The sequence below is a fragment of the Streptomyces sp. NPDC059994 genome, from assembly GCF_042737755.1.
Taxonomy (GTDB): domain Bacteria; phylum Actinomycetota; class Actinomycetes; order Streptomycetales; family Streptomycetaceae; genus Streptomyces.
In genome coordinates this window covers 112,808-131,606 of record NZ_JBHWUR010000011.1, presented here as the reverse complement: position 1 = coordinate 131,606, position 18,799 = coordinate 112,808, and the positions used below count along the sequence as shown (strand labels likewise).

The window sequence follows — 18,799 nt, the reverse complement described above, 5'->3', positions numbered from 1 at the left end:
GCCCCGCACGCCTGGTGGCGCGTGCGGGGCCGCTTCTCTGTGGGTCCTGCGGGTACGGAACCTGCCGTACCGGACGTACTACTCGACCGTGACGGACTTCGCCAGGTTGCGCGGCTTGTCGATGTCGCGGCCCATGGCCAGCGCCGTGTGGTACGCGAAGAGCTGGAGCGGGATGCCCATCAGGATCGGGTCCAGCTCGTTCTCGTTCTTCGGGACGACGATGGTGTGGTCGGCCTTCTCCTGCTCGCGGTGGGCCACGGCGAGGATGCGGCCGCTGCGGGCCTTGATCTCCTCAAGGGCCGCGCGGTTCTTCTCCAGCAGGTCGTCGTCGGGGACGATCGCGACCGTCGGCAGCGCGGGCTCGATGAGCGCCAGCGGGCCGTGCTTGAGCTCGGAGGCCGGGTAGGCCTCGGCGTGGATGTAGGAGATCTCCTTGAGCTTCAGGGAGGCCTCCAGGGCGACCGGGTAGCCGCGCACACGGCCGATGAACATCATCGACTGGGCGCCCGCGTACTCCTTGGCCAGCTTCTCGATCTCCGGCTCCATGGCCAGGATCTCGGAGATCTGCGCGGGCAGCTTGCGCAGGCCCTCGATGATCCGCTTGCCGTCGGCCACCGACAGGTCGCGGATGCGGCCCAGGTGCAGCGCGAGCAGCGCGAAGGCGACGACGGTGTTGGTGAAGCACTTGGTGGAGACGACGCAGACCTCGGGGCCGGCGTGCACGTACGTGCCGCCGTCCGCCTCGCGGGCGATCGCCGAGCCGACGACGTTCACGACGCCCAGGACGCGGGCGCCCTTGCGCTTGAGCTCCTGGACGGCGGCGAGCACGTCGTAGGTCTCACCGGACTGCGAGACCGCGATGTACAGCGTGTCGGGGTCCACGACCGGGTTGCGGTAGCGGAACTCGGAGGCCGGCTCGGCGTCCGCGGGGATGCGGGCGAGCTCCTCGATGAGGCCGGCGCCGATCAGACCGGCGTGGTACGAGGTGCCGCAGCCGAGGATCTTGATCCGGCGCACACCGCGGGCCTCGCGGGCGTCCAGGTTCAGGCCGCCGAGGTGGACGGTGGAGAACCGGTCGTCGATGCGGCCGCGCAGCACGCGGTCCACGGCGTCGGCCTGCTCCGACATCTCCTTGTGCATGTACGTCTCGTGGCCGCCCATGTCGTAGGAGGCGGCCTCCCACTCGACGGTCTCGGGGGTGGGGTTGGTCAGGGTGCCCGAGGTCGTGTACGTACGGAAGTCGTCGGCCTTGAGGGTGGCCATCTCGCCGTCCTCAAGGGTGACGACCTGGCGGGTGTGGGCGATCAGCGCGGCGACGTCCGAGGCGACGAACATCTCCTTCTCGCCGATGCCGAGGACCACCGGGGAGCCGTTGCGGGCCACCACGATGCGGTCGGCGAAGTCGGAGTGCATCACGGCGATGCCGTACGTGCCCTCGATGACCTTGAGCGCCTCGCGGACCTTCTCCTCCAGGGAGTCGGCCTGGGAGCGGGCGATCAGGTGGGTGATGACCTCGGTGTCGGTCTCGGAGGCGAAGACGACGCCCTCGGCCTCCAGCTTGACGCGCAGCTCGGCGGCGTTGTCGACGATGCCGTTGTGGACGACGGCGACCTTGTTCTCCGGGTCCAGGTGCGGGTGCGAGTTGACGTCGCTCGGGGCGCCGTGGGTGGCCCAGCGGGTGTGCGCGATGCCGGTGGTGCCGGTGAAGCGCTTGGGGACGCGGGCTTCCAGGTCGCGGACGCGGCCCTTGGCCTTGACCATCTTCAGCGCGCCCGACTTGGGGCTGTTGATGACCACGCCCGCGGAGTCGTAACCCCGGTACTCCAGCCGCTGCAGGCCCTCCAGCAGCAGGGGAGCGACGTCACGCTTACCGATATAACCGACGATTCCGCACATAGAGTCTTGCCCCTCCATCGACGTTCAGAGTTCGTACGCGTGCCCGGCCGCCTCAGCCGTGAGCGATCTAGCCGTAGACGATGCGGCGCAGCTGCCGGAGCGAGAGCTCCGGTGGCGCCACGGCGCGGTGCGGCAGCTCGGCCGCGATCCGCTCGAAGATCTCCGCGTTCACCAGGCCACCGGACTGCAGTTCACGGTGGCGGCGGCGGACGAATTCCTCGTACGTCTCGTCGAAGTACGCCAGCACATCGAGCACCACCCGGGCCGCTTCGCCGCGCTGGAGCGCGGTGCTGCGCACCAGGTGGTCGATGAGGTCGTCGTGGGACGACGGGCGACGTTCGAGCACTCGTCGATATTGAGGGGTATGGGGGCCGTACGCAAGAATCCTGCCCGACTTCGGGCAGGATTTTCATGATCGTAGGACGGGAGAGAGGATGGTCTGGACCAGTAGGCGGACCGGAGGCCCTGTCCGGGCCGCCTCAGAGGCGCTTGAGCACGGCCTGCTTGGCCAGGCTGAACTCCTCGTCCGTGAGGATCCCGGACGCGTGCAGCTCGCCGAGCTCGCGCAGCCGCCGCAGCAGGGCGTCGGGGTCGTCGGCGGCGCCGGGTACGGGGCCGAGCGACTTCGGCTCCGGTACGGGCACGGCCTCCGGCGCGTGCGGGTGCGGCATCCGGACCACCACGGCCGCGGCGAGCAGCGCCATCAGCGGGTCCTTCTTGAAGCCGTTGAGCTCCACGGCGTGCGGATCGCGCCCGGCGGGGACCCGGGGCGCGTTCGGCGAGCTCACGAAGCGCAGATGCCCGTCCACCAGACCCCGCGAGGGCTGCCACTCCACCGCGTGCAGGTCCTCCAGGGGGATGGTGGCCGGGCCGCTGCTCGTCTTCACCTCGTCGGTGTGCCAGGTCCATTCCAGGCGGACCGTGCGCCCGTCGAAACCGGCCGTGCCGTCGCCCGCGCTCACGGTCAGCGGCAGCGAGGGCCCCGGCAGCAGATAGCGGTCGACCGGCCCGGTGGGCACCGAGTCGAGCAGCAGGGCGTTGCGGACCTCGTCCACGAAGTACTCGGCTATCGCGGCCCCCTTCGTCTCCACGGTCAGGGTGTACGGGTCGGAGGCGTCGTCCAGTTTGCCGCCGGTGACCTGGAGCAGCGGGTCGGCCCCGTCCCGCAGCCTCAGCCGCAGCCGCCCGGTCCTGCGCCCCGGCTCGTACGCCACCCCGGCCAGCGCCAGGAGCGGCACCGTGACCTCGCCGAGCGTGCGGCGCAGCAGGCTGACGCCCTTGTCGCTGCCGGGCACGATGCGCACGCCGTCCCCGTCGAAGCTCCAGGTCCCGTCCTTCTGGATGATTTCCGCCATGAGGTGATTCTTCCATCCGGCCTTGCGGCGCCGGGCAGTTGGGCGGTCGGGCCCGCAGTGGTCCACACCTTGACCGCCGGTGGGGCGGGCGGTTGTGGTGGGTTCCGTTCGGTTGCTCGGCGTACCCCGTTGAAGAGAACCGCTGGTGAGTCAGCGCAGAACCCAGCGCAGAACCCAGCGCAGAACCCAGCGCAGAACCCAGCACAGAACAGTTTCCGTACTGCTCGGCGCCCTGCTGCTGGTGGCGGCAGGCACTTCCCAGGACGGAACGGCGACCGCGACCGCCGCGGCCCGCGCCCCCGCCCGCTCGGCCAGATCGTCCCCGCCCCCGCGTCCGTCGCGCCGGGCGGCACCCCGTACACGATCACTTCCACCACCCCGATCCGGGTCGACGCCGCCGCGGGCGCCGAGGGCCGCCGGATCGCCGGGTCCCGGCCGAGGCCGGCGGCGTACGGCGGGCAGACGCTGGGGGGCGGCGGCAAGGGCGGGTCGTACAGCAAGGCGGACTACCAGGGGATCGTCCGCTACGCGGCGAGCCGCTATCTGGAAGTCGTCCCCGAGATCGACACCCGCGGCCACACGAACGCGGCGCTCGCCTCGTACGCCGAGCTGAACTGCGACGGCGTCGCGCCCCCTTCCATACCGGCACGGACGTCGGTTTCAGCTCACTGTGCGTGCCGAAGCCGGTGACCTACGCGTTCCTGGACGACGTGGTGCGGGAGCTGGCGGCGATGACGCCAGGTCGATATATCCACATCGGCGGCGACGAGGCGCACTCGACGCCGCACACCGACTACGCGGCCTTCATGGACAAGGCGCAGGCGATCGTCGGCACGTACGGCAAGACGGTGATGGGCTGGCGCCAGCTGACCGGTGCGCGGCCAGCCACAGACGGCCCGTAGACGAACGGCGTCCGGGGCGCAGCCCCGAAATGGGGGGCAGGGAGCGGAGCTCCCACCCCGTCAGGGGCGCGGGGAACTGCGCGACCAGCCACCGGCGACCCGCAGACGAAGGGGTCCGGGGCGGAGCCCCGAAACGGGGGCGGGCGGCGAGGCCGCCGTGACTCGGCACCCTGGGGCGAAGCCCCGGTCCCCCCCCACCCCCGGCACGGGGTCCGGGGCGGAGCCCCGAAGCGGGGTGCAGGGGCCGCACGCCCCGCAAGCGGGTGCGGGGCCGCAGCCCCGCCCGGGGTCCGGGGGCACAGCCCCCGGGAGAACCACCTCCACCAACCACCCACCCCCGGAGGCCACGCGGCGGAGCCGCACATGGCACAGCGGGAACGGGCGGGGTGGGGGGAATCAACCCCCGATCGGGTTCCGCAGGGTGCCCACCAGTTGCAGCGCCCCCGACGGATCCGCCAGATCCACCATCTGCCTGTTGTCGCGCAGCTGCAGACGGTTCAGGCAGGAAAGGGCGAACTCCGGGGCGAACATGTCGTACTGCTTGAACTTGTCGGACAGTTCGGGCACAGACGCCTGGTACGACGTGACGCACTCCGCCACCGCCGCCCAGAACTCCTCCCCCCCGACGACCCCCTCGCTCACCAGCGTCGCGTTCAGGAAACGGAAGAAGCAGTCGAAGACGTCCGTGAAGACGGACAGCAGCTTCATGTCGTCCGGCACGTCCGCGCGGATCCGCTCCACCGCAGGCGGCAGCACCGCGTCCGGGTCCATGACAGCGATCTCCTCGGCGATGTCCTTGAAGATCGCCCGCACCACCGTCCCGTCCTCCGCCAGGACGAGGATCACGTTCTCGCCGTGCGGCATGTAGACCAGGTCGTACGCGTAGAACGAGTGCAGGACCGGCAGCAAGTACGCGTTCAGGTAGCGCCGCAGCCACTCCCGCGCCCCCACCCCCGACTCCGCGATCAGCGCGCCCGCGAAGGACGCCCCGGCCCCGTCGACGTGCAGCAGCGACGCCATCGTCGCCAGCCGCTCGCCCGGCTCCAGCGACGGCACCGGGCTCTCGCGCCACAGTGCCGCCAGCATCTTGCGGTACGGGGAGTAGCGGTCGGTGGCCCGCTCGTACTGGCGGTGGTGGTAGCCGATCGCCGCCCGCTCGCGGATGATCGAGAAGCGGGCCGACTGGAGGACGGAGTCGCGCTCCACCAGCCCCGCCAGCCAGTCGTTGATCGCCGGCGTCGCCTCCATGTACGCGGCCGAAAGGCCCCGCATGAAGCCCATGTTGAGGACCGACAGGGCCGTCTTCACGTAGTGCTTGGAAGGGGCTGTCGTGTTGTAGAACGTGCGGATCGACTGCTGGGCGAGGTACGTGTCGTCGCCCACTCCCAGCGGCACCAACCTGTCCTGCGCCACCTCCGCCGCGAACGTCACCGACAGCTTGTTCCACCACTGCCACGGGTGGACCGGCAGCAGCTGGTAGTCCGCGAGGTCCAGACCCCGCGCCGCCATCACAGCGGCGAAACGTTCCAGCGTCTTCGCGCCCAGCTCCGCCTCGATCAGCGTCTCGTAGTCGAGCCCCGCGCCCGAGGTGAAGGTCGCCCGGTCGCGCCGCGCCGCCAGCCAGATCAGTTGGACCGGGGCGGCGGCCTCCGGCGCGTACGCCGCGTACTCGTGCACGCCGAACCCGAGCCGCCCGTTGTTGGCCACGAAGCAAGGGTGGCCCTCGGTCATGCCCGTCTCGATCGCCTGGAAGCCCGCCCGGGCGAGCTCGGCGGCCGGGGTCTGCTCCTTGGTGAGCTTGTACGCCGTGCCGGAGAGCGTGGAGGAGATCTCCTCCAGGTACACCGGCAGGATCTCGTCGCTCAGGCCCAGCGTCGCGCGCAGCTCGATGAAGAAGTCGAGGGCGTCGAGGGGGAGCTGGCCGTCGGCTCCGTGCCGGGACACCGACTCCGGGTCGACCTGCCAGTGGTCGAGGGCGTACAGCGCGGCGGTGAAGCGGTACTCCACCGTGCCGTCGTCGCTGTGCACGCCGTACCGGTCCTCGCCCAGCGGCCGCGGCTTCAGCAGCCGCTCGTGCGTGAACTCGGCGAGCGCCTTGCGGATCAGCAGCCGGTTGGCGCGCGCCCACAGTTCGGGGGTGAGGTGGGGGACGGCGATGTCAGCGGTGCCGAGAACGCTCATCGGGTGGCCTCCTCGAACGCGGCCCTCGTGCAGACGCTCAGCAGCGCCGTCTTCTCCGGCTTGGTGATCTCCCCGGCGACCTCGAAGCCGACGGCGGCGTTGAGCGCGTGGACGGCCTTGTTGCCCACGTCGGGCTCCACGACGACCCGCCGGGTCGCGGGGTCCGCGAACAGGGTCTCCATCACGGCGGTGATCACCGCGCGGGTGAAGCCGTGGATCGGCGTGCCCGTCGGCGCGACCAGGAAGTGCATGCCGACGTCGCCGGGCTCGGGCTCGTAGAGCCCGACCAGCTCGCGGTGGGCCGGGTCGTACTTCTCCATCAGGAAGGCGGGTTCGCCGTCGTGCAGCCCGAGCAGCGCGTGGTGGTGCTCGTCGGCCGCGATCTCCATGTACGCCCGCTCGACGTCCTCCAGCTTCGCGTCCTGCATCATCCAGAACGCGGACTTGGGGTGGGTGACCCAGCCGTGCAGCAGCTCGGTGTCCTTCAGGGGGTCGAGGGGGCGGACGGTGAAGGTGCCCATGTCGGTGACGGTGCTCATACGGCGAACTCCTGGAAGGCGATGGACTTCTCGACCGGGTAGTACTCGCGGCCGAGGAGCTCGCCGATGATGTACGCGTTGCGGTAGGCGCCCATGCCCAGGTCGGGCGAGGTGATCGAGTGGGTGTGCACGGCGGCGTTCTGGAGGAAGATCTCGCGGCCGGTGGTGTCGATGGCGTAGTTGCGGGCCACGTCGAAGCGGCCGCGGCCGTCGCGCTTGAGCCGGTCGGCGACAGGCGCGAGGAACTCCGGCTCGGCGTATTTGTAGCCGGTCGCCAGGATCAGGCCCTCGGTGGTGAGGCTGTAGTCCTTCTCCTGCTCCTCCTGGCGCAGACCCAGCGTGTACGTGCCGGTCGTCGCGTCGTAACTGACGGCTTTGAGGGAGGAGTTGGTGAGCAGGCGCGTACCGACGGGACCCTTGAGGTTCTTCTGGTAGAGCAGGTCGAAGATCGCGTCGACGAGCTCCGAGTCGATGCCCTTGAAGAGTCCTTTCTGCTGCGTCTCCAGGCGGTAGCGGGTGGCCTCGGGCAGCGCGTGGAAGTAGTCCACGTACTCCGGCGAGGTCATCTCCAGCGTCAGCTTGGTGTATTCGAGCGGGAAGAAGCGGGCCGAGCGGGTGACCCAGTTCAGCCGGTAGCCGTGGACGTCGATCTCGCTCAGCAGGTCGTAGTAGATCTCCGCGGCGGACTGCCCGCTGCCGACCAGGGTGATCGACTCCTTCTTCTGGAGCGCCTCCTTGTGCTCCAGATAGCGGGAGTTGTGCAGGTAGTCGCCGCCCAGGCCCTGGCACGGCTCGGGGACGAACGGCGGGGTGCCGGTGCCGAGCACCAGGCGCCGGGTGCGGAACTCGGAGCCGTCCTCGGTGCGTACGACGTACACCTCGTCCTCGTACGTGACCGTCTTCACCGTCTGGTTGAAGCGGATCGAGGAGAGCTTGCCGGCCGCCCAGCGGCAGTAGTCGTTGTACTCGGTGCGCAGCGGGTAGAAGTTCTCGCGTATGTAGAACGAGTAGAGGCGGCCCGACTCCTTCAGGTAGTTGAGGAAGGAGTACGGCGAGGTCGGGTCCGCGAGGGTGACCAGGTCCGACATGAACGGGGTCTGGAGGTGGGCGCCCTCCAGGAACATGCCCGAGTGCCACTCGAAGTCCGGCTTGGTCTCCAGGAAGAGGCCGCTGAGCTCGTCGAGCGGCTCGGTGAGGCAGGCCAGGCCCAGGTTGAAGGGCCCGAGGCCGATCCCGATGAAGTCGTACGGCTCACGAGGCTGCGTGGACAAGGTTCTCTCCCAGGTACTGCTCGGCGTGGCCGGCGATCAGATCGAGGACGGCGGCGATGTCGTGGACCGTCGTCTCGGGGTTGAGCAGGGTGAACTTCAGGTACTGACGGCCGCCGGCCTTGGTGCCGGCGACGACCGCCTCGCCGGTCGCGAACAGCGCCTTGCGGGCGTAGAGGTTGGCGCGGTCGATCTCGGCGGGCGAGGTGACTGGTCCGTCGAAGGACGGGATGTAGCGGAAGACGAGAGTGGACAGGGTGGGCTCGACGACGACGTCGTAGCGCGGGTCGGCGGCGAGCAGTCGCCAGCCCTCCACGGCCAGGTCGCACACCTCGTCGAAGAGCCCGCCGACGCCCTCGGCGCCCATGGTGCGCAGCGTCATCCACAGCTTGAGGGCGTCGAAGCGGCGGGTGGTCTGGAGGGACTTGTCGACCTGGTTGGGGACGCGTTCCTCGGCGGCCAGGCGCGGGTTGAGGTAGTCCGCGTGGTACGTGGCGTGCCGCAGGGTGGTGCCGTCCTTGACCAGGATCGCGCTCGAACTCACCGGCTGGAAGAAGGACTTGTGGTAGTCCACGGTGACCGAGTCGGCGTGCTCGATGCCGTTCAGGAGGTGGCGGCGGGTCGGCGAGACGAGCAGCCCGCAGCCGTACGCGGCGTCCACGTGCATCCACGCGCCGTACTGGGCGCAGAGCTCGGCGATCTCGGGCAGCGGGTCGAGGGAGCCGAAGTCGGTGGTGCCCGCGGTGGCGACGACGGCCATCGGCACGTTGCCCTCGGCGGCGCAGCGCTCCAGGGCGCGGGCGAGCGCCACGGTCTGCAGTCGCTTGTCGTGGTCGCAGGGGATCGACACGACGGCGCCGCGGCCGAGGCCAAGGAGCTGGGCGGACTTCTGGACGCTGAAGTGGCTGCACTCGGAGGAGAAGATCCGCAGCTTCGAGAGGTCGTCGGTCTTGGCCTCCTCGCGGGCGAGCAGCAGTGCCTGGAGGTTGGACTGGCTGCCGCCGCTGGTGAACACGCCGTCGGCGGACGGGCCGTAGCCGACGCGGCCGGCGGTCCAGTCGATCAGGCGGCGCTCGATGAGGGTGCCGCCCGCGCTCTGGTCCCAGGTGTCGAGCGAGGAGTTGACGGCCGAGAGGACCGCTTCGCCGAGGACGGCGGGGATGACCACCGGGCAGTTGAGGTGCCCGAGGTAGCGGGGGTGGTGGAAGTAGACGGCGTCGCGCAGATACACGTCCTCCAGCTCGTCCAGGACGGCGGAGGTGTCGCCCAGCGGCCGGTCGAGGTCGACGCGGTCGATGAGCGGGGCGATGTCCTCGACGGCCGCACCCGTGAACGGGCGGCGCGTCGCGGCGAGTTTCGACGCCACCCGCTCGACTCCTTCGGTCACGGAGCGCCGGTAGCTCTCCGCCGTCGTGTCATTGAGCAGGTGCGAACGCATGAACTGTCCTCCCGGATCGGGGACTTCGTCGGGCCCTCCGGGCAGAAAGGAAGGGGGCGAGGACCGCGATCTCAAAGTTAGGTTAGCCTAACCTAACTTTGATCTCAACAGGCCCTCGCCCCCTGGGGAAGCGGTGGGGTGGGCAGGCGGCTGCGCCAACGGGCCCCCAAAGGGGCGCGGGGCTGTGACATGTGCGGCTCCGCCGCGCGGGCGCGATCAGCTCCCACCGGCCCGCGGCCGCCGAACCGACCTACGCGCCCTCTTCCTCGCGAAGCTGGTCCTCGGAACGCCCCCGCCGCCAGTAACCGACGAACGTGACGTTCCTGCGCTCAACCTGACGCTCATTCACAAAGTGGCGGCGCAACGACCGCATGGTGGACGCCTCCCCGGCGAGCCACACATAGGGGTCGAGCCCGGGCAACTCACCCTCGGAACGCACCGCGTCCAGCGCGGAAGCCGCCCCCTCCTCCCGCACCAGCCACGTGATCCGGGCATCCGCGACGGTCGGAAGAGGCATCCGGTCCCCGCTGAACGGCACTTCCACCCACACCCGCGCCGGTGTGCCGTGGGGCAGCCACTCCAGGATCGCCGAGAGCGCGGGCAGCGCCGTCTCGTCGCCCCACAGAACGACCCCGTCCGTACCGGCCGGAGGCCGGAAGCGCACCGCCGTGTTGTCGGCGACCGCCGGACCGAGGACCGCCACACGGTCCCCGGGCGCGGCGCGGCCGGCCCAGCGGCACGCCGGGCCGCCGTCTTCGTGGAGCGCGAAGTCGATGTCGACCTCGTCGGGGTCGCGGCGCTGCTCGCGCAGGGTGTACGAGCGCATCACGGCCCGTACGCCGTCGGGCAGAGCCCGGTAGTCCGCGAACCACGTCTCCGGGTTCTGGGTGAGCGGCAGTACGGGCGCGTCCTGGCCGGGGTGCGGCAGGAAGAGCGAGAGGCTCTGGTCCCGGCCGCCGCCCTCGAAGTACGCCAACTGCTCGCCGCCGAAGGTGATCCTGACCAGCGACGGGCCGAGCCGCCGGGTCCGTACCACGCTCAGGTCGAAGAGTCGGAAGGGGACGGTGGCGGTCTCGGCTGTCAGCGTCATGGTCAGGCAACCTTCTTCGCGGTCTCGATCGCCTTGGCGAGGGTTTCGAGGATCGGGGTGCACTTGTCGTACGAGTAGATCGGCTCGGTGGTGCGCGGGGTGATCTGGCCGGCCTTGACGGCGGGCAGCCCGGTCCAGGTGGGCTTGGACTTCAGGGCGTCCGGCTGGAGGGCCGTGGAGCGGTTGTCCATCATGATCACGTCGGCCTGGTACTTGCCGACGTTCTCCCAGCTGAGCTCCTCGAAGAAGCCCTGCGCGTTGACCTTCGGCTCGACGAACTTGACGCCCAGCTCCTGGAAGTACGCGGTGTCGGCGGACGTCTTGGCCGCGGAGACGTAGAACAGGTCGGCGCTGGCGGAACCAATCATCACCGTCACGCCGGGGTTGGCCTTGGTGGCGGCGCGCAGCCGGGCGGCGGCCTTCTCGAAGCGGGCCTTGGCCTCGGTGAACCTGGCGGCCCTCAGGTCGGCGCCGAGGGCGGCGGCGAGGTCGGCGCGGCGCTGGAGCGCGGCCGGCATGCTGATCTGCGCGGCCCACAGCGCGACGCTGGGGGCGAGCTTGAGGATCTTGTCCTTGCTGTTGTCCGGCACGTACCAGAGGGCGTCCTTCTCCCACATGTCCGTGACGAGGAGGTCCGGTGCGAGGGCCGCGTACTTCTCGACGCTGAACTCGCCCCAGACGTTGCCGAGGATCTCGACCTTGTTGATGTCGAGGTCGCCCGCCTGGACGTCCGGCTTGCCGTCCTTGGTCCTGGTCGGGCCGAACACGGCCTTGACCTCGATGCCGTAGTCGTGGAGGGCGGCGGCGGTGCCGGTGAAGGCCACGATGGTCCTGGGGGTGGACTTCGTCTCGACGGCCTTGCCGCGGTCGTCCTTGAAGGACCAGGGGCCCGACTTCCCGGCCGCCTTCTGCGAGTCGCCCTTCTTCTTGTCGTCGTCCCCGCACGCGGCCAGCGCGGCCCCGAGGCCGATGGCACCGCCGGCGGCCAGCAGACCGCGACGGGAGAGGTGGGACGCTCGGGAAAAGGGCATGACGATCCGCTTTCGTACGTGCCGGGGTCGGCCTCTGGCAGTTCTTGGGTAGGTTAGCCTAACCTCACAAGGATCTGTAGAGGGGTCGCCGAGTACGGCACGGCCGCGCCGGCTACCGCCGCAGAGGCCCGTATGTGAAGCGGACCTTGTGGGACGCGGTGGGCTCGTAGAGGGTGCGGCACGCGGTGCAGTGCCAGTGCCAGTGGTCCGCGGCGCCGGGCGCGGTGGTGGAGGTGTCCTTCCACAGCGGCGGGCGCGTCGGGCAGGCGGGGCAGGCGGGTGGGATCACGCTGCCCAGGGTGGTGGGAGCGGTGAGGGTGCGCCGGGTGTACGGGGGCGGGCCACCCCTTCGGGCGAAGCCCCCGCCCCCGGACCCCGGTTCGGGGCTGCGCCCCGGGCCCCGCTCGTCTGCAGGCCGTCTGCGGCTGTTCGCGCAGTTCCCCGCGCCCCTGGATGCGCCCCCTTCGGGGCGCCCGGGGGATGCCGCGCAGCGGCATTCAAGGGGCGCGGGGCTGTGTCATGGTGCGGCTCCGCCGCGATGGGGGTCCCCCCCTTGTTCGAGCGGAGCCGGGAACGTGGGGGAGCGACCAGCCCCCGCCCACCCGCAGACGAACAGACCTCAGGCCGGAAGTCCCAACTCCCTCGCGATCAGCATGCGCTGGACCTCGCTCGTGCCCTCGCCGATTTCCAGGATCTTGGAGTCGCGCCACATACGCGCCACCGGGTACTCGTTCATGAAGCCGTAGCCGCCGTGGATCTGGGTGGCGTCGCGGGCGTTGTCGACCGCGACCGTCGACGAGTACAGCTTCGCCAGCGCCGCTTCCTTCTTGAAGGACTCGCCCCGCACCAGGCGCGAGGCGGCGTCGCGCCAGCCCACCCGGGCCATGTGCGCCCGCATCTCCATGTCGGCGATCTTGAACTGGATGGCCTGGTTCTTGCCGATCGGACGGCCGAACGCGTGGCGCTCGTGCGCGTACTTCACCGACTCGTCGACGCAGCCCTGCGCCAGGCCCGTGGCGAGCGCCGAGATGGCGATGCGGCCCTCGTCGAGGATGCGCAGGAACTGCGCGTACCCCCGGCCTTCCTCGCCCAGGAGGTTGCCCACCGGGACGCGGACGTCCGCGAAGGACAGCTCGCGGGTGTCCGACGCGTTCCACCCCACCTTCGAGTACGGCGCGGCCACCGTGAAGCCCGGCGTGCCGGACGGGACGATGATCGAGGAGATCAGCGGGCGGCCGTCAGGCTTGCGGCCGGTCACCGCCGTCACCGTCACCAGGCCGGTGATGTCCGTACCGGAGTTGGTGATGAAGCACTTGGTGCCGTTGATGACCCACTCGTCGCCGTCGCGCACCGCCGTCGTGCGCGTGCCGCCCGCGTCCGAGCCGCAGTCCGGCTCGGTCAGGCCGAAGGCGCCGAGCATCTCACCGGCGCAGAGCCGGGGGAGCCATTCGCGCTTCTGCTCCTCCGTACCGAACCGGAACACCGGCATCGCGCCGAGCGATACCCCGGCCTCCAGGGTGATGGCGACCGACGAGTCGACCCGCGCCAGCTCCTCCAGGGCGATGCCCAGGGCGAGGTAGTCGCCGCCCATGCCCCCGTACTCCTCGGGGAAGGGCAGTCCGAACAGGCCCATGCGGCCCATCTCGCGGACGATCTCGTACGGGAACTCGTGGCGCTCGTAGAGGTCGCCGATCTTCGGGGCGATGACGTCGTGCGCGAACTCCTCGACCGTACGGCGGAGTTCTTCGTGCTCTTCTGAGAGCCGGTGGTCAAGGGACATGGGGGGTCACTCCTTGTGGGAGTCGGGGGAGAGGGCGCGGACGGTGCGGGACGGGCTCGGCCGTCCCAGCTGCTCGGCCAGCCAGACGCTGGTGGCGGTGAGCCTGCCGAGGTCGACCCCGGTGTCGATACCGAGGCCCTGGAGCATCCACACGAGGTCTTCGGTGGCGAGGTTTCCGGTGGCGGACTTGGCGTACGGACAGCCGCCCAGGCCGCCCGCCGCGGCGTCGACCGTGGCCACGCCGTGCTGGAGCGCGGCGAGGGTGTTGGCGAGCGCCTGGCCGTAGGTGTCGTGGAAGTGCACCCCGATCGCGGAGGTCGGCACGCCCTCCTCGTTCAGGGACGCGAGCAGGCTCCGGACGTGGGCCGGGGTCGCGACCCCGATCGTGTCCCCGAGGCTCAGCTCGTCGCAGCCCAGGTCCATCAGGGACTTGGCGACCCGGACGACCTGGTGGACGGGGACGGCTCCCTCCCACGGGTCGCCGAAGCACATCGACAGATAGCCCCGGACGTGGACGTCCTGCTCCTTGGCGCGGGCCACGACGGGCGCGAACATCCCGAGCGACTCGTCGACCGTACGGTTCAGATTGGCCTTGGCGAACGACTCCGTGGCGCTGGCGAAGACCGCGATGCGGCGGGCGCCGAGCGCGAGCGCCCGGTCCAGGCCCCGCTCGTTGGGCACCAGGACCGGCAGCGCCACGCCCTCGATGTCCTGGAGCATCGGGAACAGCTGCTCGGCGTCGGCCAGTTGGGGCACCCACTTGGGGTGCACGAAGCTGGTCGCCTCGATGGTGGTCAGGCCCGCGTCCGCCAGCCGGTGGATGAACTCGGCCTTGATCCCGGTGGGGACGACGGCCTTCTCGTTCTGGAGGCCGTCGCGGGCCCCGACCTCGTGGATCCGCACCGAGGCGGGCAGGCCCTGCGCCGGTACGACCATGGGCAGCGTCACTGGTCCTCCTCCTTCGGGGTCACCACGGCCAGGACCTGGTCCATGGCGACGGTCGAGCCGGGGGAGACGTCCAGCTCGGTGACGGTGCCGGCGTGCGGGGCGGAGATGACGTGCTCCATCTTCATCGCCTCCACCACCAGCAGGCTCTGGCCCGCGTCGACCTCGTCGCCGACCGCCACCTTGACGACGGTGACGGTGCCGGGCATCGGCGCGGCCAGCGTGTCGAGGCCGCCGCGTGCGGCGCCGGTGAGGCTCGCCGCGACGGGGTCGTGGTCGAGCACATGCCAGCTGTCCCCGTCCCGCCCGAGCCAGGTTCCCTCCGGGGAGGGGGCGGTGGTGAAGGTGTGGGTGAGGCCGTCGAGTTCGACGCTGACGTGGCCGGGGGAGACCCGTCCGGCGGCCTTGCCCGGCACCACATGAGTAACGGGTTCGAGTCCCGGCACTCGGAACGGGAAGGCCAGGGGCGCCGGTTCGCCGCCCATGCGCCAGCCGCTCGGCACCGCGAACGGGTCCAGCCACGCGCCCGTGGCCGAGGGGCGCAGCCCCTCCTGCCGCACCAGCGCCGCCGCCGCGTACACCTCGTCCGGCACCCCGTCCGGCACCAGCGCGTCGGCCTCGCGCTCGACCAGGCCCGTGTCGAGGTCGCCCGCGACCACGTCCGGATGGGCGAGCAGCCTGCGCAGGAATCCGGCGTTGGTGGGCACGCCCAGCGTGACCGTGTCGGCCAGCGCCGCCCGCAGCCGGCGCAGCGCGGTGGCGCGGTCCGGCCCGTACGCGATGACCTTGGAGAGCATGGGGTCGTAGAGGCTGCCGACCTCCGTGCCCTCGCTCAGCCCCGAGTCCGTGCGGACTCCCTCGCCCTGCGGCTCGCGCAGCGCCAGGACCGTACCGCCCGAGGGCAGGAAGCCGCGGGACGGGTCCTCGGCGCAGACGCGGGCCTCCATGGCGTGGCCGGTGAGGGTGATGTCCTCCTGGCCGTACGGCAGTTTCTCGCCCGCGGCGACCCTCACCTGCCACTCCACCAGGTCCAGGCCCGTGATGAGCTCGGTGACCGGGTGCTCGACCTGGAGGCGGGTGTTCATCTCCATGAAGTAGTACGAGGACGGGTCGTTGCCCGGGACGATGAACTCCACCGTGCCCGCGCCCGCGTAGCCGCAGGAGCGGGCCGCCTGGACCGCCGCCTCGCCCATCGCGGCCCGGGTCTCCTCGTCGAGCAGGACCGAGGGGGCCTCCTCGATGATCTTCTGGTGGCGGCGCTGGAGGGAGCACTCGCGCTCGCCCAGGTGCACCACGTGTCCGTGGCCGTCCGCCAGGACCTGGATCTCGATGTGGCGGGGGCGGTCGATCCACCGCTCCACCAGGAGCGTGTCGTCGCCGAAGGAGGCGCGGGCCTCGCGGCGGGCGGCCGCGATCTCGTCGGCGAGCGCCGCCTCCTCGCGGACCAGCCGCATGCCCTTGCCGCCGCCGCCCGCGCTGGGCTTCAGGAGCACCGGCATGCCGATCTCGCGGGCCGCGTCGGCCAGTTGGCCGTCGGTGAGGCCGCTGCCCGAGGAGCCGGGCACGACCGGGACGCCTGCCGCCCGCACGGTCTCCTTGGCGCGGATCTTGTCGCCCATCAGGGCGATCGCGTCCGCCGGGGGGCCGATGAAGACCAGGCCCGCCTCGGCGCACGCGCGCGCGAAGGCCGCGTTCTCGGCGAGGAAGCCGTAGCCCGGGTGGACGGCCTGCGCGCCGCTCCTGGCGGCTGCCTCCAGGAGCCGGTCGATGGAGAGGTAGCTCTCGGACGCCGCCGCCGGGCCGATCCGCACGGCCGTGTCGGCCTCCCGCACGTGCCGGGCGTCCGCGTCCGCGTCGCTGAACACCGCGACCGAGCGCACCCCGAGGGCGCGCAGGGTGCGGATGACGCGGACGGCGATCTCGCCCCGGTTGGCGACGAGGACTGTGTCGAACATCGTCATGGTCCGTCTCACATCCGGAAGACGCCGAAGCCGGGCGCCGAGTAGTCCCGCTGGGGGAGGGGGGCGTTGGCACAGGCCGTCAGGGCGAGCCCGAGGACCTGGCGGGTCTCGATCGGGTCGATCACCCCGTCGTCCCACAGCCGGGCCGTCGCGTAGTAGGCGTTGCCCTGCTGTTCGTACTGGGCGCGGATGGGGTCCTTGAAGGACTCCTCCGCGTCGAGGGGCCAGCTCTCGCCGCGCGCCTCCAACTGGTCGCGCTTGACGGTGGCGAGCACCGAGGCCGCCTGCTCGCCGCCCATCACCGAGATCTTGGCGTTGGGCCACATCCACAGGAAGCGCGGCGAATAGGCGCGGCCGCACATCGAGTAGTTCCCCGCCCCGTACGACCCGCCGACCACGACCGTCAGCTTGGGGACGCGGGTGCAGGCCACGGCGGTGACCATCTTGGCGCCGTGCTTGGCGATGCCTCCCGCCTCGTAGTCCCGCCCGACCATGAAGCCCGAGATGTTCTGGAGGAACACCAGCGGGATGCCGCGCTGGTCGCACAGCTCGATGAAGTGGGCGCCCTTCTGGGCGGATTCGGAGAACAGGATGCCGTTGTTGGCGACGATGCCGACCGGGTGGCCGTGGATCCGGGCGAAGCCGGTGACCAGCGTCTGGCCGAACTCGGCCTTGAACTCCTGGAAGCGGGATCCGTCGACCACGCGCGCGATGACCTCGCGGACGTCGTACGGCGTGCGCGAGTCGACCGGCACCGCCCCGTACAGCCCGTACGGATCGGCCTTGGGCTCCTCCACGGGCTCCACGCTCCACGGGAGCTCACCGCGCGCGGGGAGGGTGGCCACGATGTTGCGCACGATCCGCAGCGCGTGCGCGTCGTCCTCGGCGAGGTGGTCGGTGACGCCGGAGGTGCGCGAGTGGACCTCGCCGCCGCCGAGCTCCTCGGCGGTGACGACCTCGCCGGTGGCGGCCTTCACCAGCGGCGGGCCGCCGAGGAAGATCGTGCCCTGGTTGCGGACGATCACGGCCTCGTCGCTCATCGCCGGGACATACGCCCCGCCGGCGGTGCAGGAGCCGAGGACCGCCGCGATCTGCGGGATCCCGGCACCCGACATCCGGGCCTGGTTGTAGAAGATCCGCCCGAAGTGGTCGCGGTCGGGGAAGACCTCGTCCTGCATCGGCAGGAAGGCGCCGCCGGAGTCGACCAGATAGAGGCAGGGCAGCCGGTTCTCCAGGGCCACCTCCTGGGCGCGCAGGTGCTTCTTCACCGTCATCGGGTAGTACGTGCCGCCCTTGACCGTGGCGTCGTTGGCCACGATCACGCACTCGCGGCCGCTGACCCGCCCGATCCCGGCGATGACCCCGGCGGCGGGCGCCTGGTCCCCGTACATCCCGTCGGCCGCGAGCGGCGCGAGCTCCAGGAACGGCGAGCCGGGGTCGAGCAGCGTGTCCACCCGGTCGCGCGGCAGCAGCTTGCCGCGCGCGACATGGCGCTCGCGGGCCCGCTCGCCGCCGCCGAGCCGGGCCGCGGCCAGTCTGGCGCGCAGCTCCTCGCCGAGGGCGCGGTGCGCCTCCTCGTTGGCCCGCCACGCCTCGGACGCGGGATCTTCCCCCACGCTCGAATCCGCTCGCGCGGGGGGACCCCCATCGCTCCCAAGGACCGGTGCCTGCTGCATCGTGTCGAGCCCCCTTGCCCGTACGAAGTCTTCCGGCCGGATGTTAATGACCGTTAACTTATTTCCTCCAGGTTAACGAGCGCTAACCGCGTTGTCTAGAATGAATTCCCATGAGCACCCGGACCGATGCCCCCACCCGACGCGAGCAGATCCTCCGCGAGGCCGCGCGCCTCTTCGCCGAGCGCGGGTTCCACGGCGTGGGCGTCGACGAGATAGGCGCGGCGGTCGGCATCAGCGGCCCCGGCCTCTACCGCCACTTCGCGGGCAAGGACGCGATGCTGGCGGAGCTGCTCGTGGGGATCAGCGGGCGGCTGTACGACGGCGGCCGCAAGCGCGTCGCCGAGGCCGACGGGGGCCCCCAGGCGCTCCTCGGCTCGCTCATCGACGGCCACATCGACTTCGCCCTCGACGACCGGGCGCTCATCACGCTCCACGACCGTGAGCTGGACCGGCTGCGCGACAGCGACCGCAAGCTGGTGCGCCAGTTGCAGCGGCAGTACGTGGAGCTGTGGGTCGGGGTCGTACGGGAGCTGTACCCGGGGTCCGAGGCCGAGGTCCGGGCGGCCGTCCACGCGGTGTTCGGGCTGCTCAACTCGACGCCGCACCTGGGGTCGTACGGGGCGGGGCTGCCCGGCAGGACGGCCACGGAGGCGCTGCTGCGGCGCCTGGCGCACGGGGCGTTCGCGGCGCTCGCGGGCTGAGTGCCGCCACGCGCGCGTGCGCGCGTCCACTGCGCG

At 71.0% G+C, this 18,799-nt stretch carries 15 protein-coding genes and 1 pseudogene; 2 read left to right on the top strand and 14 right to left on the bottom strand.

The window, feature by feature from the left end; all coding sequences use genetic code 11:
- Positions 1 to 78: 78 nt before the first annotated feature.
- The 3 genes from glmS to ACFWA7_RS09330 form a co-directional block, all read right to left on the bottom strand.
- Positions 79 to 1,896 (bottom strand): glutamine--fructose-6-phosphate transaminase (isomerizing), encoded by a 1,818-nt coding sequence (gene glmS / locus ACFWA7_RS09340; RefSeq protein ID WP_385546825.1) that lies wholly within the window; start codon positions 1,894 to 1,896, stop codon positions 79 to 81.
- 67 nt (positions 1,897 to 1,963) lie between these two features.
- The gene (locus ACFWA7_RS09335) at positions 1,964 to 2,242 is read right to left on the bottom strand and encodes a hypothetical protein (RefSeq protein WP_190091738.1); all 279 of its coding nucleotides are present in this window, start codon (positions 2,240 to 2,242) and stop codon (positions 1,964 to 1,966) included.
- A gap of 133 nt (positions 2,243 to 2,375) precedes the next feature.
- A complete protein-coding gene (locus ACFWA7_RS09330) occupies positions 2,376 to 3,251 on the bottom strand; it encodes a DUF4429 domain-containing protein (RefSeq protein WP_385546828.1) in 876 nt (291 codons plus the stop codon).
- A 145-nt stretch (positions 3,252 to 3,396) separates the two neighbouring features.
- On the opposite strand from ACFWA7_RS09330, the pseudogene ACFWA7_RS09325 reads away from it, so the two are divergent.
- A pseudogene (locus tag ACFWA7_RS09325) lies at positions 3,397 to 4,135 on the top strand (family 20 glycosylhydrolase); the annotation flags it as partial.
- A gap of 414 nt (positions 4,136 to 4,549) precedes the next feature.
- Here the strand turns inward: ACFWA7_RS09325 and ACFWA7_RS09320 are convergent.
- The 11 genes from ACFWA7_RS09320 to ACFWA7_RS09270 all read right to left on the bottom strand — a co-directional run bounded on the left by ACFWA7_RS09320 (position 4,550) and on the right by ACFWA7_RS09270 (position 18,062).
- Positions 4,550 to 6,334, bottom strand: a complete 1,785-nt coding sequence (locus ACFWA7_RS09320; protein ID WP_385821966.1) for an IucA/IucC family protein — start codon at positions 6,332 to 6,334, stop codon at positions 4,550 to 4,552.
- On the bottom strand, positions 6,331 to 6,873 hold the full coding sequence (locus tag ACFWA7_RS09315; protein ID WP_385821964.1) for a GNAT family N-acetyltransferase: 543 nt from the start codon (positions 6,871 to 6,873) through the stop codon (positions 6,331 to 6,333). Before ACFWA7_RS09315 ends, ACFWA7_RS09320 begins: the two co-directional genes overlap by 4 nt.
- Complete coding sequence (locus ACFWA7_RS09310; protein WP_385546837.1) at positions 6,870 to 8,144, bottom strand: lysine N(6)-hydroxylase/L-ornithine N(5)-oxygenase family protein; 1,275 nt, start codon at positions 8,142 to 8,144, stop codon at positions 6,870 to 6,872. Before ACFWA7_RS09310 ends, ACFWA7_RS09315 begins: the two co-directional genes overlap by 4 nt.
- Positions 8,125 to 9,579, bottom strand: a complete 1,455-nt coding sequence (locus ACFWA7_RS09305; protein WP_385821962.1) for a pyridoxal phosphate-dependent decarboxylase family protein — start codon at positions 9,577 to 9,579, stop codon at positions 8,125 to 8,127. The genes ACFWA7_RS09310 and ACFWA7_RS09305 overlap by 20 nt, the downstream gene beginning before the upstream one ends.
- A 250-nt stretch (positions 9,580 to 9,829) precedes the next feature.
- Positions 9,830 to 10,669, bottom strand: coding sequence for a siderophore-interacting protein (locus tag ACFWA7_RS09300; protein WP_385546843.1), 840 nt, complete (start codon positions 10,667 to 10,669; stop codon positions 9,830 to 9,832).
- A 2-nt stretch (positions 10,670 to 10,671) separates the two neighbouring features.
- Complete coding sequence (locus ACFWA7_RS09295; protein ID WP_385821960.1) at positions 10,672 to 11,700, bottom strand: ABC transporter substrate-binding protein; 1,029 nt, start codon at positions 11,698 to 11,700, stop codon at positions 10,672 to 10,674.
- A 112-nt stretch (positions 11,701 to 11,812) separates the two neighbouring features.
- Complete coding sequence (locus ACFWA7_RS09290) at positions 11,813 to 11,989, bottom strand: hypothetical protein (protein WP_385546849.1); 177 nt, start codon at positions 11,987 to 11,989, stop codon at positions 11,813 to 11,815.
- A 330-nt stretch (positions 11,990 to 12,319) separates the two neighbouring features.
- On the bottom strand, positions 12,320 to 13,480 hold the full coding sequence (locus ACFWA7_RS09285) for an acyl-CoA dehydrogenase family protein (protein WP_385821958.1): 1,161 nt from the start codon (positions 13,478 to 13,480) through the stop codon (positions 12,320 to 12,322).
- A 6-nt stretch (positions 13,481 to 13,486) separates the two neighbouring features.
- Positions 13,487 to 14,416, bottom strand: coding sequence for a hydroxymethylglutaryl-CoA lyase (locus ACFWA7_RS09280; protein WP_385546879.1), 930 nt, complete (start codon positions 14,414 to 14,416; stop codon positions 13,487 to 13,489).
- An 8-nt stretch (positions 14,417 to 14,424) separates the two neighbouring features.
- Positions 14,425 to 16,380, bottom strand: coding sequence for an acetyl-CoA carboxylase biotin carboxylase subunit (locus tag ACFWA7_RS09275; protein WP_385546855.1), 1,956 nt, complete (start codon positions 16,378 to 16,380; stop codon positions 14,425 to 14,427).
- Between the two features lie 14 nt (positions 16,381 to 16,394).
- Positions 16,395 to 18,062 carry a carboxyl transferase domain-containing protein gene (locus ACFWA7_RS09270; RefSeq protein WP_385821955.1) on the bottom strand — a complete coding sequence of 556 codons (1,668 nt, stop codon included), beginning with the start codon at positions 18,060 to 18,062 and terminating at the stop codon, positions 16,395 to 16,397.
- A gap of 110 nt (positions 18,063 to 18,172) precedes the next feature.
- On the opposite strand from ACFWA7_RS09270, the gene ACFWA7_RS09265 reads away from it, so the two are divergent.
- Positions 18,173 to 18,763 (top strand): TetR/AcrR family transcriptional regulator, encoded by a 591-nt coding sequence (locus ACFWA7_RS09265; RefSeq protein ID WP_385546861.1) that lies wholly within the window; start codon positions 18,173 to 18,175, stop codon positions 18,761 to 18,763.
- The last annotated feature ends 36 nt before the right edge of the window (positions 18,764 to 18,799 follow it).